The sequence below is a fragment of the Pseudomonas sp. KD5 genome (assembly GCF_012932895.1).
Classification (GTDB): domain Bacteria; phylum Pseudomonadota; class Gammaproteobacteria; order Pseudomonadales; family Pseudomonadaceae; genus Aquipseudomonas.
On sequence record NZ_JDWJ01000002.1, the window covers coordinates 667,866 to 681,751 of the forward strand.

14 protein-coding genes are annotated in these 13,886 nt (G+C 60.5%); 8 read left to right on the forward strand and 6 right to left on the reverse strand.

Going from position 1 to position 13,886, the window contains the following annotated elements:
• Positions 1–72 precede the first annotated feature (72 nt).
• The 5 genes from purT to AF70_RS06605 form a co-directional block, all read right to left on the reverse strand.
• On the reverse strand, positions 73–1,254 hold the full coding sequence (purT, locus tag AF70_RS06585; protein ID WP_019581066.1) for a formate-dependent phosphoribosylglycinamide formyltransferase: 1,182 nt from the start codon (positions 1,252–1,254) through the stop codon (positions 73–75).
• 90 nt (positions 1,255–1,344) lie between these two features.
• On the reverse strand, positions 1,345–1,812 hold the full coding sequence (locus AF70_RS06590) for a VUT family protein (RefSeq protein ID WP_018927079.1): 468 nt from the start codon (positions 1,810–1,812) through the stop codon (positions 1,345–1,347).
• A 215-nt stretch (positions 1,813–2,027) separates the two neighbouring features.
• Complete coding sequence (locus AF70_RS06595) at positions 2,028–2,249, reverse strand: DUF1289 domain-containing protein (RefSeq protein WP_019581067.1); 222 nt, start codon at positions 2,247–2,249, stop codon at positions 2,028–2,030.
• Complete coding sequence (locus tag AF70_RS06600; protein ID WP_007936184.1) at positions 2,246–2,770, reverse strand: gamma carbonic anhydrase family protein; 525 nt, start codon at positions 2,768–2,770, stop codon at positions 2,246–2,248. The genes AF70_RS06595 and AF70_RS06600 overlap by 4 nt, the downstream gene beginning before the upstream one ends.
• Positions 2,771–2,838: 68 nt before the next feature.
• Positions 2,839–3,438 (reverse strand): CoA pyrophosphatase, encoded by a 600-nt coding sequence (locus AF70_RS06605; protein ID WP_018927081.1) that lies wholly within the window; start codon positions 3,436–3,438, stop codon positions 2,839–2,841.
• A gap of 146 nt (positions 3,439–3,584) precedes the next feature.
• Here AF70_RS06605 and AF70_RS06610 point away from each other — a divergent pair, with 146 nt between their 5' ends.
• The 7 genes from AF70_RS06610 (at position 3,585) to nagE (ending at position 12,348) form a co-directional block, all read left to right on the forward strand.
• Complete coding sequence (locus tag AF70_RS06610) at positions 3,585–4,136, forward strand: NUDIX hydrolase (protein WP_028940324.1); 552 nt, start codon at positions 3,585–3,587, stop codon at positions 4,134–4,136.
• A gap of 66 nt (positions 4,137–4,202) precedes the next feature.
• On the forward strand, positions 4,203–4,706 hold the full coding sequence (locus AF70_RS06615; protein ID WP_028940325.1) for a murein L,D-transpeptidase family protein: 504 nt from the start codon (positions 4,203–4,205) through the stop codon (positions 4,704–4,706).
• Between the two features lie 486 nt (positions 4,707–5,192).
• Positions 5,193–5,924: a GntR family transcriptional regulator gene (locus AF70_RS06620; RefSeq protein WP_019581070.1), complete on the forward strand. Its 732-nt coding sequence runs from the start codon at positions 5,193–5,195 to the stop codon at positions 5,922–5,924.
• Positions 5,925–5,939: 15 nt separating this feature from the next.
• Positions 5,940–7,046 (forward strand): N-acetylglucosamine-6-phosphate deacetylase, encoded by a 1,107-nt coding sequence (gene nagA, locus AF70_RS06625; protein ID WP_019581071.1) that lies wholly within the window; start codon positions 5,940–5,942, stop codon positions 7,044–7,046.
• Positions 7,027–8,049: an SIS domain-containing protein gene (locus AF70_RS06630; protein ID WP_028940326.1), complete on the forward strand. Its 1,023-nt coding sequence runs from the start codon at positions 7,027–7,029 to the stop codon at positions 8,047–8,049. Before nagA ends, AF70_RS06630 begins: the two co-directional genes overlap by 20 nt.
• Before the next feature lie 34 nt (positions 8,050–8,083).
• A complete protein-coding gene (ptsP, locus tag AF70_RS06635; RefSeq protein WP_028940327.1) occupies positions 8,084–10,600 on the forward strand; it encodes a phosphoenolpyruvate--protein phosphotransferase in 2,517 nt (838 codons plus the stop codon).
• Between the two features lie 32 nt (positions 10,601–10,632).
• On the forward strand, positions 10,633–12,348 hold the full coding sequence (gene nagE / locus AF70_RS06640; protein WP_028940328.1) for an N-acetylglucosamine-specific PTS transporter subunit IIBC: 1,716 nt from the start codon (positions 10,633–10,635) through the stop codon (positions 12,346–12,348).
• 187 nt (positions 12,349–12,535) lie between these two features.
• On the opposite strand, the gene AF70_RS06645 is transcribed toward nagE, so the two are convergent.
• Complete coding sequence (locus tag AF70_RS06645) at positions 12,536–12,934, reverse strand: DUF6124 family protein (RefSeq protein WP_028940329.1); 399 nt, start codon at positions 12,932–12,934, stop codon at positions 12,536–12,538.
• Positions 12,935–13,292: 358 nt separating this feature from the next.
• Here AF70_RS06645 and AF70_RS06650 point away from each other — a divergent pair, with 358 nt between their 5' ends.
• Positions 13,293–13,496, forward strand: a complete 204-nt coding sequence (locus AF70_RS06650) for an EF-hand domain-containing protein (protein ID WP_028940330.1) — start codon at positions 13,293–13,295, stop codon at positions 13,494–13,496.
• Positions 13,497–13,886: the final 390 nt, after the last annotated feature.

The following is a 13,886-nucleotide window of genomic DNA, read 5'->3' on the forward strand; positions in this document are numbered from 1 at the left end:
GCTTAGCTGCTCTCGCCGGGTGTTCGGCCAACATACAAGGAGCGAGGCTTGCCCGCGAATGCCGCGATGCGGTTACAGCTCTACAACGACAGCTTGGGACGCGCGGGTCGCCTTGGCACGAGCGGCCTCGATGGATTCGTCGCGAGCCAACGCCACCCCCATCCGCCGCTGGCCATTGACCTCAGGCTTGCCGAACAGACGCAACGCAGTATCCGGCTCGCTCAACGCTGCACCCAGGTTGGCGAAAGCGGTCTGAGTCGACTGCCCTTCCACCAGAATCACCGCCGACGCCGATGGGCCGAACTGACGGATCAGTGGAATCGGCAGGCCCAGGATCGCCCGTGCGTGCAGTGCGAACTGCGACAGGTCCTGGGAAATCAGGGTCACCAGACCGGTGTCATGCGGGCGCGGCGAGACTTCGCTGAACCACACCTGATCACCCTTGATGAACAACTCGACGCCAAACAGGCCACGACCGCCCAAGGCTTCGGTGACCGCTTTGGCAACGCGCTCGGATTCGGCCAAAGCAACCGGGCTCATGGCTTGTGGCTGCCAGGATTCCTGGTAGTCGCCTTTCTCCTGACGGTGACCAACAGGCGCACAGAACGTAGTGCCGCCGACGTGACGCACGGTCAGCAGAGTGATTTCGTAGTCGAAGTCAATGAAGCCTTCAATGATCACGCGGCCTTTACCGGCGCGGCCGCCTTCTTGAGCGTAATCCCAGGCTTTCTGCACGTCATCGACGCTGCGCAGCAGGCTCTGGCCCTTGCCCGAGGAACTCATGACCGGTTTGACCACGCACGGGAAACCCAGGTCTTCGACTGCCTTGCGGTAATCCTCGAAGGTGTCGGCGAAGTGGTACGGCGATGTCGGCAGGTCCAGCTCTTCGGCGGCCAGGCGACGGATGCCTTCGCGGTTCATGGTCAGCTGTGCAGCACGCGCGGTGGGGATCACGGTGAAGCCTTCGGACTCCAGCTCCACCAGGGTCGCGGTGGCGATGGCTTCGATTTCCGGCACGATGAAGTGCGGTTTCTCGGCTTCGATCACCGCACGCAGGGCGGCACCGTCGAGCATATTGATCACATGGCTGCGATGGGCGACTTGCATGGCCGGCGCATTGGCGTAGCGATCCACGGCAATCACTTCAACGCCCAGGCGTTGCAGCTCGATCACCACTTCCTTGCCCAACTCACCACAGCCACACATCAATACGCGGGTCGCGGTTGGCGACAATGGAGTTCCGATACGGGTCATCTCAGGTCCTCAAAGGAGCGGATCATCGAGGGAAGCGCGCTTCCCATGGGGAGAAAGCGCGGCATTTTACATGAACCTGAGGGTTTGGCTTCAGCTGACGACAGCCTGTTTGCGCAGGCGCCATGCCATGGCCAACCAGACCACGGTGACGCCCGCGAACTTCGAACCCAGCGCAGTGAAGATCACGCCCGGTGTGAGCGCATCGATCATGCCGAAGAAGATGAAGGTGTCCAGCGGGATGCTCAGGGCCGAACTTATCCACAGGCGATCGTGCAACGGGCGCTTGGTGAGGCTGAACACCAGCCAGTCGATGCACTCGGACACGGCGAACGCCGTGGCACTGGCGAGAGCAATTGAGGGATCGGAGGTAACGTAAGACAGCCCCAGCGCCACCAGCATCGCCGCGATCGCGCCATGGCCGAAGCGGGTTTGCACCATGTCGCGCAGCACGAACACCAGGCCACCCCAGGCCGACCAGATGATGTCTAGGTGCGGGGCGGTGGAAAAGGCGTAATTGATCAGCACGACGCTGCTGATGTAGGCGATCAGGAAGAGCATGGACGGGAGATACCTGTCAATTTTGTGCACAGGGTACTTCATCTTCAGCGCACAGATAACCTGTGGCGAGGGGGCTTGCCCCCGTTCGGCTGCGCAGCAGTCGTGAAATCAGCAAACGCCGTACGACTGAAAGAATGAAGTCGCAGGTTTAGCGCCGCTTCGCAACGCAACGGGGGCAAGCCCCCTCGCCACAAAAGCCGCGCTACCACAAAAAATCAGGAATCGGATTTGGAAGGCAACATCCAGATCAGCCCACTCGATTTCGCCCGCTCATGACACAACCCCAACACTTTGCGCCGTTCCTCATTGTCCATCCGGCTCCAGCGGGTGATCTCTTCCACCGTACGCTGACACCCGGTGCAAATGTCATCCTCATCCAGCGCACAAATGCTCACGCACGGCGACGAGACCGGTCGCTCACGTTCAGGTGTGCTCATTGTTCCTGCTCGACCAGATCGCGGGCATAACGCTGCGAGTTGTGCACATAGTGCGCGGCGCTGGCTTCGAGCATCTTCTTCTGCGGCTCGGTCAGCTCTCGCACCACCTTGCCCGGCGAGCCCATGACCAACGAACCGTCCGGAATTTCCTTGCCTTCACCGATCAGCGAGTTGGCGCCGATGATGCAGTTCTTGCCGATTTTCGCGCCGTTGAGGATTACCGCATTGATGCCGATCAGGCTGTAATCGCCCACCGTGCAGCCGTGGAGCATCGCGTTGTGACCGATGGTCACGCCGGTACCGATGGTCAGCGGATAGCCCATGTCGGTGTGCATCACGGTGCCGTCCTGCACGTTGCTGTTCTTGCCGATCAGGATCAATTCGTTGTCGCCACGCAACACGGCGTTGAACCAGACGTTGGCGCCCTCTTCCAGTTTGACCTTGCCCACCAGCACGGCATTGGGTGCGACCCAGCTCTGCGGATGGGTCTCGACGCGGGCGTCGCCCAAGCGGTATTTCATCGTGTTGTCCTCAAGGCCAGGCTGGCTCACTAGCGAAAAGCGGGATTCACGCCATACGAGCGATGGCTTCAGGTGTTGATAAAACTCTTGGGCGGTTGGTGCAGGCTGATTTTCGCGTCATAGAGCAGGTTGATCAACTCGACGATCATGATCGCCGTCAGCCCCCAGATCTTGTACTCGCCATAACGATAGCTCGGCACGTACCAACTGTGGCCTTGATAGTCGATGCGGTGGGTGTGCTCGCGCGGGTCCTTGCGGAAGAATTCCAGAGGCACGCTGAACACTGCGGCGATCTCGGCATCGTTGGCCAGGTATTCGACGAAATCCGGAATCACGCCGACATAGGGCGTGACCTTGATGCCGTGCAGGGAGATCAGCGGGCTCAGTGGGCCGATCACTTCGACCAGCCCCGGTGGCAGGCCGATTTCTTCTTCAGCCTCGCGCAGAGCGGTAAAGATCAGATCAGGGTCTTCAGGGTCGCGTCGACCGCCGGGAAAAGCGACTTCACCGCCATGGGTCGAGAGCCCACTCGCGCGAAGGGTCAGGACCAGTTCCGGTTCGTCACTGCGCGTGATGGGCACCAATACCGCGGCTTCGGGGAAACGTCGGTCGGTTTCCAGCGTTCGCGGTGTGTGATTGCTTACCCGGTGCAGTAGCTCGTCCAGCATGAGTCTTCTCGATCTGTGCCTTACCCTGCATCATGCACCAATCGCACCGGCCGCCCAACCCCCGAACAGCCTCATGTCGCGAAACGACAACTTGCCGACCGACACCGCTGCACGCCAAGATAGGCGCAGCATTCAGGAACCCAAGCATGAAATTTTGCAGTCAATGCGGCAACCCGGTGACCCAGCGCATTCCCGAAGGCGATTCGCGCCTGCGTTTTGTCTGCGACAGCTGTCATACCATTCATTACCAGAACCCCAATATCGTCGCCGGTTGCGTGCCGACCTGGGGTTCGAAGGTATTGCTGTGTCGTCGCGCCATCGAGCCAAGGCTCGGTTACTGGACCTTGCCCGCCGGTTTCATGGAAAACGGTGAGACCATCGAACAGGCCGCCATTCGCGAGACCGCCGAAGAAGCTTGCGCCCGGGTACGCAACCTGAGCATCTATACGCTGATCGATGTGCCGCACATCAGTCAGGTGCATGTATTCTTTCGCGCTGAGCTGGTGGATCTGGATTTTTCCGCAGGCCCCGAGAGCCTGGAAGTGCAGCTGTTCGAAGAGGCCGATATTCCTTGGGGCGAACTGGCTTTCCGCACGGTGGGCCGTACATTAGAATGCTTCTTCGCTGACCGGCGGACCGAGGTCTACCCCGTGCGGTCCGAATCGATCCCGCCACTCGCTCAGCCTGCCATCATCTAAGCACTTGTTAGTAAAAAACCATCTATAAATAAAATAGTCGCGACACCTCTTAGGGATATCGTTTCAATGCGCTGGTTGCTTGCCCTGTTTTGCTTATCGTTCGTCGCAGTCTCCCAGGCTTCCGTCGCGGCCGCCCCGGACGGCAAAGTCATCGAAAAAGTTCTGGTCCTCAAATCTGCCCATCAGTTGCAGTTGATCAACGATGGCAAGCCGTTCAAGACCTATCGCATTTCATTGGGCAAACGCCCCATTGGCCCAAAACTGATGGAAGGTGATAAACGCACCCCCGAAGGCCTTTACTGGCTGGACTGGCGCAAGACCAGCGACCGTTTCAACCTGGCGATGCACATTTCCTATCCCAACATCAGCGACTCCGCCCGCGCCCGGCGCGAAGGCGTCGAGCCTGGCGGCATGATCATGATCCACGGTACTCCAGACACCGAAGAGAACCCGGAAAACCTGTTCCACACGCTGGACTGGACCGATGGCTGCATCGCCATGCGCAACATGGACATGCGTGAAGTCTGGGGTCTGGTACCGGACGGCACGATGATCGAAATCCGCCCGTAACGGCTACCTTCAAGGCTGGCGACGAGCTTTTGTGGCGAGGGGGCTTGCCCCCGTTCGGCTGCGAAGCAGTCGTAAAATCAGCAAGCGCGGTGATTCAGTTGGAACGAGGTGGCAGTTTTTGGCGCCGCTTCGCAACGCAACGGGGGCAAGCCCCCTCACCACAAGCGATCGAGCGAACTCCAGTATAAGTTCTGGCCGCTACCTTCGGTCGGCATCGAAAAATAATTTCAAAAGATCGCAGCCTTCGTCAGCGCCTAGCGGGTAGATACCAATTCGCTCTGTAGGCGCTATCAAAGGCTGCGATCTTTGCTTTCAATACCCCCTCCTCTAATACCACTTCAAACCAACCCCTCTAGGCCCTATCAATCAGAGCTGGCTTTAACGCGTCAACAGCAAAGTAGCGGCATTGACATGGTATTTAAGTGGTATTAGTTTCGCCGCATTACCGGGCGACAACACTCCAATATCCGCATCGGACCAACGCACATGAACGATCTACAGGCACTACGCCCTGACGACACCCAGCCCACGCCGCTGTACCTGCAACTGGCGCGCAATCTGGAAGCGGCGATCCACGCCGGCCAGTGGAAAGCCGAGCAGGCCATGCCGTCGGAACGCAACCTCAGCGAAATACTGGGCATCTCCCGCGTCACCGCACGCAAAGCGCTGGAAGTGCTGTTCGAACAAGGCCTGATCCGCCGCAACCAGGGTTCCGGAACGTTCATCACCCCGCGTCTGGAACAGCCGTTATCGCGCCTCTCGGGCTTCAGCGAAATGCTTCGGCTCAAGGGTTTCGTCCCCGGCTCGCAATGGCTGGAACGAGAAATCACCCCGCCGACCCACGAAGAACTGATCCGCCTCGGCCTCTCGCCCAATGACAAGGTCGCGCGGCTCAAACGCTTGCGCAAAGCCGACGACACAGTGATGGCGATCGAAATGAGCACCCTGCCCGCCTCGATCATTCCCAAGCCGCAAGCGGTGGGCGATTCCCTCTACGAATACCTCGACGGCATCGGCAAACCGGTGGTCCGCGCCCTGCAACACATTCAGGCGATCAACGCCTCCGACGAATTCGCCGCGCTGGTGGGCATCGCCCCCGGCACCGCCATGCTGCTGATGACCCGGGTCGGCTACCTGGAAGACAACACGCCGATCGAAGTCACCGACACCTATTGCCGCAACGACTACTACGACTTCGTCGCAGAGCTTCGCCGCTAAATCTGAGAGCCGATCATGTCCGAAGACAACATCCTCACCGCCCACGGCTGGATTCGCGGCCGGCTGATTCACGAACACGGCAAGGTCGTGTCCATCGAAGGCGAACCCTGCGATCCGGCGGACAACGACCTGCCGTATCTGCTCCCGGGCTTTATCGATCTGCACGTTCATGGCGGTGGCGGCAAAGACATCATGGAAGGTGCGCCAGCCTTCGAAACCATCACCAGAACCCACGTGCGCTTCGGCACCACCTCGTTGCTGGCGACCACCATGACCGCGCCGAGCGAAGAGATTTCCAGCGTGCTCAAAGCCGTCGGCGAGTTCTGCGAGCAGCGACCCAAAGGCAGCGCCCGGGTACTCGGCGTGCATCTGGAAGGCCCCTACATCAACCCCGGCAAACTCGGCGCCCAACCGAATTTCGCCCACACCGCGCTGATGGCCGAAGTCGAGGAATACCTGGCACTGGCTCCGATCCGGGTGATCACCATCGCCCCGGAAATCGCCGGCCACGACGGTTTGATCCGCGCCCTCAGCGCTCGCGGCGTGCGCATGCAAATCGGCCACACGCTGGGCAGTTACGAAGAAGGCGTCGCCGCGTTGGCCGCCGGCGCCAGCAGTTTCACCCACCTCTACAACGCCATGAGCCCGTTGCATCATCGCGAGCCCGGCATCGTCGGTGCGGCGCTGGCCCACGCCAAGTACGCCGAACTGATTCCGGACTTGCTCCACGTACACCCCGGTGCGATCCGCGTGGCCTTGCGCTCGATCCCGTGCCTGTATTGCGTCACCGATTCCACCGCCGCCGCCGGCATGCCCGACGGCGAATACAAACTCGGCAGCCACACCGTGACCAAATGCCTGGGCGGTGTGCGCCTGCCCGACGGCACGCTGGCCGGCAGCACCCTGACCATGGATCAGGCCCTGCGCAACCTGGTGAAGATCGGCCTGCCGATCAGCGAAGCCTCGCAACGTCTTTCGCAATTCCCCGCCGACTACCTCGGCCTCCAAGAACGCGGGCGCCTGCAACCCGGCGCCTGGGCCGACTGCGTGCGGCTGGATCGCTCACTCACACTGACCGCCGTCATGGTCGAAGGAGAAGACATTGACTTCAAAAATGCTTGAAGAGGCGCTGTCCTCGTTCGAGGCCGTGCAAGCCCAATTGCAGCAACTCGACCCGCAGATGATCGAGATTGCCGCGCGCCTGCGCCGTCAGCCGCCGCAAGTGGCAATGACCGTGGCTCGCGGCAGTTCCGACCACGCGGCGAGCTATTTCGCCTACCTGACCATGCAGCAATTGGGCATTCCGGTGGCGTCGTTGCCCATGTCGGTGGTGACCATGCAACAGGCGCCGTTGAAGGTCAGCGGCCAGGTCGCGTTCGCTTTCTCGCAATCGGGGCAGAGCCCGGATTTGGTGAACAGCCTGCGTTTGCTGCGCAAACGCGGCGCCCTGAGCATTTCCATGGTCAACGCCGAGAACTCGCCTTTGGAAGCGGCCTGCGAATTCAGCCTGCCGCTGTGCGCCGGCACCGAAAGCAGCGTCGCCGCGACCAAGAGTTTTATCGCCACCCTCACCGCCAGCGCCCGCCTGATCACCCATTGGAAAGTAGACGTGGAATTGCTGGAGGCCGGCCTTGCCCTGCCGGAAGGTTTGCGTGAGGCGACGCAACAGGACTGGAGCCAGGCCATCGATGCGTTGCGCGATTGCCAGCGCTTGATGGTGATCGGCCGTGGCGCCGGCTTCGCTATTGCCCAGGAAGCGGCACTCAAGTTCAAGGAAACCTCGGCGATCCAGGCCGAAGCCTTCAGCAGCGCCGAAGTGCGGCACGGCCCGATGGCGTTGATCGACGAGAACTACCACCTGCTGATCTTCGCCCCGCGCGGTGCCGAGCAGGCCGGGTTGCTGAGCCTGGCCGCCGACATGCGTCAACGCGGCGCCCGCGTGCTGCTGGCCGCGCCAGATGACGTCGCCGAACGCGACCTGCCCCTGACCCGCGCCGAACACCCGGCCCTGGACCCGATTCTGGCGATCCAGAGTTTCTACGTCATGGCCGCCGGTTTGGCCGTCGCCCGTGGCATGGACCCGGACCAGCCGCGTCACTTGAGCAAAGTGACGCGCACGCACTGAGTCCGATTTGAAGCTTTCCTGATGAGGCCGAGCCATGCACAACAACAATAAAGAGCTGACCCTCAGCGCCCCGCTCAGCGGCCCGGTGCTCACACTCGCGAAAGTCCCGGACCCGGTGTTCGCCAGTGGCGCCATGGGCGACGGGATCGCCATCGATCCATTGAACGACACTCTGTACTCGCCCTGTGAAGCGGTCGTGATCCACATCGCCCGCACCGGTCACGCCATCACCTTGCGCGCCGATAACGGCGCCGAGTTACTGCTTCATCTGGGCCTTGATACGGTCGAGTTGCAGGGTGTCGGTTTCTCGATGCTGGTCAAGGAAGGTGCGCGGGTCAGCAATGGCCAGCCGCTGCTGCGCTATGACCTGGACCAGGTCGCGCAGCAGTGCAAAAGCCTGGTCAGCCTGATGATTCTGACCAACAGTCAGGACTTCCAAGCACGTCCGATTACGCTGAAATCAGTGAAGGTGGGCGATCCGCTGCTGCACATCGTGCCGAAAGTAACGAACAGCGCGCAGATCGACATTGAAGTGCTCGGCATCGAGGTTCAAGGGCATGTTCATGTCGCCCATCGCGGTGGCTTGCACGCCCGGCCTGCGGCGCTGATCCGCCAAACCGCCCAACAGTTCAAGAGCAAATCCTGGCTGCACTTCGCCGGTAAATCGGCGGCCTGCGACAGTTTGATCGGCCTGATGGGGCTGGCTGTCGGTGAGCGGGATGAAATCCGGGTCAGTTGCCAGGGGCCGGATGCCGAAGCGGCGCTGCAAGCCCTGTTGGCCGCGTTATCCACAGCCCTGGCCGAAGACAACCACGCTGCCGCACCAACGCCAATAGCCCAACGCAATCGCCCCGCCGAAGCGGGTGTGCTGCACGGTGTGTGCGCAGCTCCAGGCCTGGTGGGCGGGCCGTTGTTTCGTCTGAACTCGATCAGTCTTCCAGTAGATGCTGGTAATCATGAGCCGAAGCAACAACGTTACGCGCTGGACACCGCGCTGACTCAAGTACGCAGCGAAATCGACGGCACACGGGCCCAAGCGAAGAAGCACAAGAACACCGATGAAGAAGCGATCTTCGCCGCGCACCTGGCATTGCTCGAAGACCCGGCGCTGCTCGATGCGGCTCATCAATCCATCGACCAAGGCATCGCCGCGACTCACGCCTGGAGTCAATCCATCGACGTGCAATGCGAGGTGCTGCTGCAACTCGGCAGCCCGTTGCTGGCCGAACGCGCCAACGACCTGCGTGACCTCAAGCAACGGGTGCTGCGCGCCTTGCTGGGTGAGGCCTGGCATTACGACGTACCGGCCGGCGCCATTGTCGCCGCCCATGAACTGACCCCGTCCGATTTGCTGCAACTGAGCCAACAAGGGGTGGCCGGGTTGTGCATGGCCGAAGGTGGCGCGACGTCCCATGTGGCGATTCTCGCTCGCGGCAAAGGCTTGCCGTGCATGGTTGCACTGGGCTCGACGCTGCTCGATCAGGAGCAAGGTCAAGCGGTGGTGCTGGATGCCGACGGCGGTCGCCTCGAACTGATACCGACTGCCGAGCGCCTAGCCGAGGTGCATCAGGCGCAACTCGATCATCAGCAACGTCGCGCGCTTCAACAGTCTCAGGCTCACGTCCCGGCACTGACACTTGATGGTTTGCCAATCGAAGTCGCCGCCAATGTCGCTTCCAGTGCCGAGGCAGCTGATGCCCTGGCCAACGGTGCCGATGGCGTCGGTCTGCTGCGTACCGAATTCCTCTTCGTCGACCGCCAAACCGCGCCGGACGAACAGGAGCAGCACGCCGCCTATCAAGCCGTGCTCGACGCCATGGGCGACAAGTCGGTGATCATCCGCACCATCGATGTCGGTGGCGATAAACAGCTCGACTATTTACCGCTCCCTGTCGAAGCGAACCCGGTGCTTGGTTTGCGCGGCATTCGTCTGGCTCAGGTGCGCCCGGAACTGCTGGATCAGCAACTGCGCGCCCTGCTGCAGGTCAGCCCGCTGTCGCGCTGCCGGATCCTGTTGCCGATGGTCACCGAAGTCGATGAGTTGCTGCACATCCGCCAGCGTCTCGACGCGTTGTGCATTGAACTTAATGTGAGTGAGCGCCCGCAGCTGGGCGTGATGATCGAGGTTCCGGCCGCCGCACTGCTGGCCGAGCAACTGGCCGAGCACGCGGACTTCCTGTCCATCGGCACCAACGACTTGTCGCAATACACCCTGGCCATGGACCGCGACCACGCCGGCCTCGCCTCCCGCGTCGATGCGATGCACCCGGCGCTGCTGCGGCTGATCGCCCAGACCTGCGCCGGTGCAGCGGTGCATAACCGGTGGGTCGGGGTCTGCGGCGCCCTCGCCTCCGATCCGTTGGCCACGCCGGTACTGATTGGCCTGGGCGTCAGCGAGTTGTCGGTCAGCCCGGTGCAAATCGGTGAAATCAAGGACCGCGTACGCCACCTCGACGCCACCGAATGCCGACGCATCAGCCAGGACCTGCTCAAGCTGAGCAGCGCCGGCGCGGTGCGTCACGCCTGTCACCAGCAATGGCCTCTGAGCTGAACAACAACGATAAGAATCCAGGGAGATCCGCCATGTACCAATACTTCATCGAAGGCCTGCAGCGCCTCGGTCGCGCGCTGATGCTGCCGATCGCGATCCTGCCGATTGCCGGGTTACTGCTGCGTCTGGGCGACACTGACCTGCTGGACATCGCGATCATCCACGACGCCGGCCAGGTGATTTTCGCCAACCTGGCGCTGATCTTCGCCATCGGCATCGCGGTCGGTTTTGCCAAGGACAACAACGGCACCGCAGGCCTGGCCGGGGTCATTGGTTATCTGGTGATGATCTCCACCCTCAAGGTGCTCGACTCGAGCATCAACATGGGCATGCTGGCCGGGATCGTCAGCGGCCTGATGGCCGGTGCGCTGTACAACCGCTTCAAAGACATCAAGCTGCCGGAATACCTGGCGTTCTTCGGCGGTCGGCGTTTCGTGCCGATAGTCACCGGGTTCGCTGCCGTCGGCCTGGGCGTCATCTTCGGTTTCATCTGGCCACCGATCCAGCACGGCATCAACGGCTTCGGCACGTTGATGATGGAGAGCGGCAGCTTTGGTGCGTTCATCTTCGGCGTGTTCAACCGCTTGCTGATCGTCACCGGCCTGCACCACATCCTCAACAACATGGCGTGGTTCGTGTTCGGCAACTTCACCGATCCGACCACGGGCGCACTGGTGACCGGCGACCTGTCACGTTACTTTGCCGGCGACCCGAAAGGCGGCCAGTTCATGACCGGCATGTTCCCGATGATGATCTTCGGCCTGCCCGCCGCGTGCCTGGCGATGTACCGCAACGCCCTGCCGGAACGGCGCAAAGTCATGGGCGGGATCTTCCTGTCCATGGCCCTGACCTCGTTTTTGACCGGCGTCACCGAGCCGATCGAATTCGCCTTCATGTTCCTCGCACCGCTACTGTTTTTGCTTCATGCGCTGCTAACGGGACTGTCGATGGCCGTCACCAACCTGCTGAACATTCACCTGGGGTTTACCTTTTCCGGCGGTTTCATCGACATGATTCTGGGCTGGGGTGAATCCACCAACGGCTGGCGCGTGCTTCCCGTGGGTCTGGCGTATGCAGTGATCTACTACGCGGTGTTTGATTTCTGTATCCGCCGCTTCAACCTGAAGACGCCGGGGCGTGAGGATGTTCAGGCTGGCGACAAAGTTGTGGTCACCGAGAATGAACGCGCCGGGGCATATATCAAGGCGCTGGGCGGTGCGGAGAATTTGATCACGGTCGGCGCTTGCACCACGCGACTGCGGTTGGACATGGCTGATCGCAACAAAGCCTCGGATGCGGACTTGAAAGCGTTGGGTGCAATGGCGGTAGTGCGTCCGGGCAAGGGCGGCAGTTTGCAGGTGGTGGTCGGGCCGATGGCAGACAGCATTGCCGACGAGATCCGGTTGGCGATGCCGGCTTTGGGCCGCGCGGTTGTGGCCTCCCCTACCGCTGATATCGATGAGCCAAAACCTGTGGCGGTGACGAACACTGAAGCCCAACAATGGTTGAAGGCGCTGGGCGGCGGCGAGAATGTGCTGCAGATGGATTGCATCGCCATGACCCGGATTCGGTTGCAGCTGGCGGATGGCACGGGGTTGTCGGAAGGCCAGTTGAAAGCGCTTGGTTGCCAGGGTGTCAGCCAACTTGAGGGGGGCGTTTGGCATCTGTTGATTGGCGACAAGGCGCCAAGTTTGAGTGGTGCGTTGGAAGCGTTGGTTAATCGCAGTGAGGTGAGTGCCAGGGTTTAGATCATAGGCGCGGGACAGTCAGTCTTCGCGGGCAAGCCTCGCTCCTACGAGGTATGTGTTGTTTGCACGTCGATGTCCGACACCATTCCCCTGTAGGAGCGAGGCTTGCCCGCGAAGAGCCCCGCACTACCAATGAAAATCTCAAAGCCCGCTGACCGTCACTGGTCCAGCGGGCTTTTTCATTGTGCTACCCCTGCGGATCGACCTGATCCAGCACCCGGTTCACCGACAACTCCGCCAACGAAATCATCTGCTGAATGCCCAAGGCCAGATTGCAGGCTGGGCCGGTGAGATCGAACGCCAACTCACTGGCCATGACATTCGCCGAAGCCAGTGTTTCACAGGCATGGGCCAACAGGGTTTCTGAATCTACGTTGGGCGCGACGACGAAGATCGTACTTGGACGCAGCTCGGCTTTGACCTTCTTCTGGGAAGGTGGCGCGAGATAGTGATCGAGTGCACGGATTGCGGCATCGTGGAGTTTTTTGGAATTGAGGCAGGTGTAGGGGGAAACGGATTCGTTTTCCATGTTTGTTTCCACATCTTCTACGTCGGTTTCTGGGAGATCGGGATTGTCTTTGATCATGGTGGAGCTCCTAAAACATTGGAGCGACCGACATCACTTATTGATGCGGCGCCTATGAGCGCCTAACAATTCTTCGGGCTTGCAGTCCCGGTCGCTGAATTGGCAGCGACACGGGGAGGTTAGAAAGCACACTTCCGACGGACAACCTGAAAATCTTGTGGGAAGGTTCCGTATAGATGATTGGCCGTTAAACGCCACGCCTATCAAGTTGCCATCGCGAGCAAACACACTCCCACCGTTGAACGGCGCAACCGCTTGATTCGCAGCACTGTCAACTGTCATATATGACAGTTGACCATCACAACACTCATCACTACGTTGATCCCATCAAGCAGTAACTTTTAAGGAGGAAATCGGTATGAGCGAACTGACAGCGGCGCAGCTGCGCGCCAAGAAGGCTTTTGAAGAAAAAGACCTCAATAAAGATGGCCTTGTCACCGTTGATGAATTTAAAGAGGCTTTCAGTTATCTTTCGCCGGAACGCCTCAAACAGTTGTTGGAAGTTGTGAACCGCAACGATGACAATGAAATCAGCCTTGATGAATTTCTGGGAAGGTTCTGAAGTTTTTACAGATCAATAAACATCATTGCCTGTAAGACCGCCATCGCGGGCAAGCCCGCTCCCACATTAGTGGAGCGGCGTACACCCACCAAACTACAGGTCGAGCGTTAGCTCGCCTGCCGCTTTTGATCTTGACCCACCCGCCCCTTCGGGAGGCTGAGCGCAGGTGTTCATCTGGGGATTGGCGCGCAGCGCCGTTCGACGCAGTCGAACCCATCGCATGTAGGTCGTAGCGAAGCAGACCGTAGGGCGATGCCCCCAGATGGATACCGGAGCGAAGGAACGCCGAGCCTCAGCGAGGGGCCGGACGCTTGGGGCGAAGACCTTTGCTTCCTTTGGGGCGTTTGCCAAAGGGAGTCGCCGTAAGGGCGAAACCATAAGCCGCCGTTA

Excerpts from the sequence above, each read along its gene's own strand:
- purT (WP_019581066.1), bottom strand. The coding sequence starts at position 1,254 with ATGACCCGTATCGGAACTCCATTGTCGCCAACCGCGACCCGCGTATTG.
- AF70_RS06590 (WP_018927079.1), bottom strand. The coding sequence starts at position 1,812 with ATGCTCTTCCTGATCGCCTACATCAGCAGCGTCGTGCTGATCAATTAC.
- AF70_RS06595 (WP_019581067.1), bottom strand. The coding sequence starts at position 2,249 with ATGAGCACACCTGAACGTGAGCGACCGGTCTCGTCGCCGTGCGTGAGC.
- AF70_RS06600 (WP_007936184.1), bottom strand. The coding sequence starts at position 2,770 with ATGAAATACCGCTTGGGCGACGCCCGCGTCGAGACCCATCCGCAGAGC.
- AF70_RS06605 (WP_018927081.1), bottom strand. The coding sequence starts at position 3,438 with ATGCTGGACGAGCTACTGCACCGGGTAAGCAATCACACACCGCGAACG.
- AF70_RS06610 (WP_028940324.1), top strand. The coding sequence starts at position 3,585 with ATGAAATTTTGCAGTCAATGCGGCAACCCGGTGACCCAGCGCATTCCC.
- AF70_RS06615 (WP_028940325.1), top strand. The coding sequence starts at position 4,203 with ATGCGCTGGTTGCTTGCCCTGTTTTGCTTATCGTTCGTCGCAGTCTCC.
- AF70_RS06620 (WP_019581070.1), top strand. The coding sequence starts at position 5,193 with ATGAACGATCTACAGGCACTACGCCCTGACGACACCCAGCCCACGCCG.
- nagA (WP_019581071.1), top strand. The coding sequence starts at position 5,940 with ATGTCCGAAGACAACATCCTCACCGCCCACGGCTGGATTCGCGGCCGG.
- ptsP (WP_028940327.1), top strand. The coding sequence starts at position 8,084 with ATGCACAACAACAATAAAGAGCTGACCCTCAGCGCCCCGCTCAGCGGC.
- nagE (WP_028940328.1), top strand. The coding sequence starts at position 10,633 with ATGTACCAATACTTCATCGAAGGCCTGCAGCGCCTCGGTCGCGCGCTG.
- AF70_RS06645 (WP_028940329.1), bottom strand. The coding sequence starts at position 12,934 with ATGATCAAAGACAATCCCGATCTCCCAGAAACCGACGTAGAAGATGTG.
- AF70_RS06650 (WP_028940330.1), top strand. The coding sequence starts at position 13,293 with ATGAGCGAACTGACAGCGGCGCAGCTGCGCGCCAAGAAGGCTTTTGAA.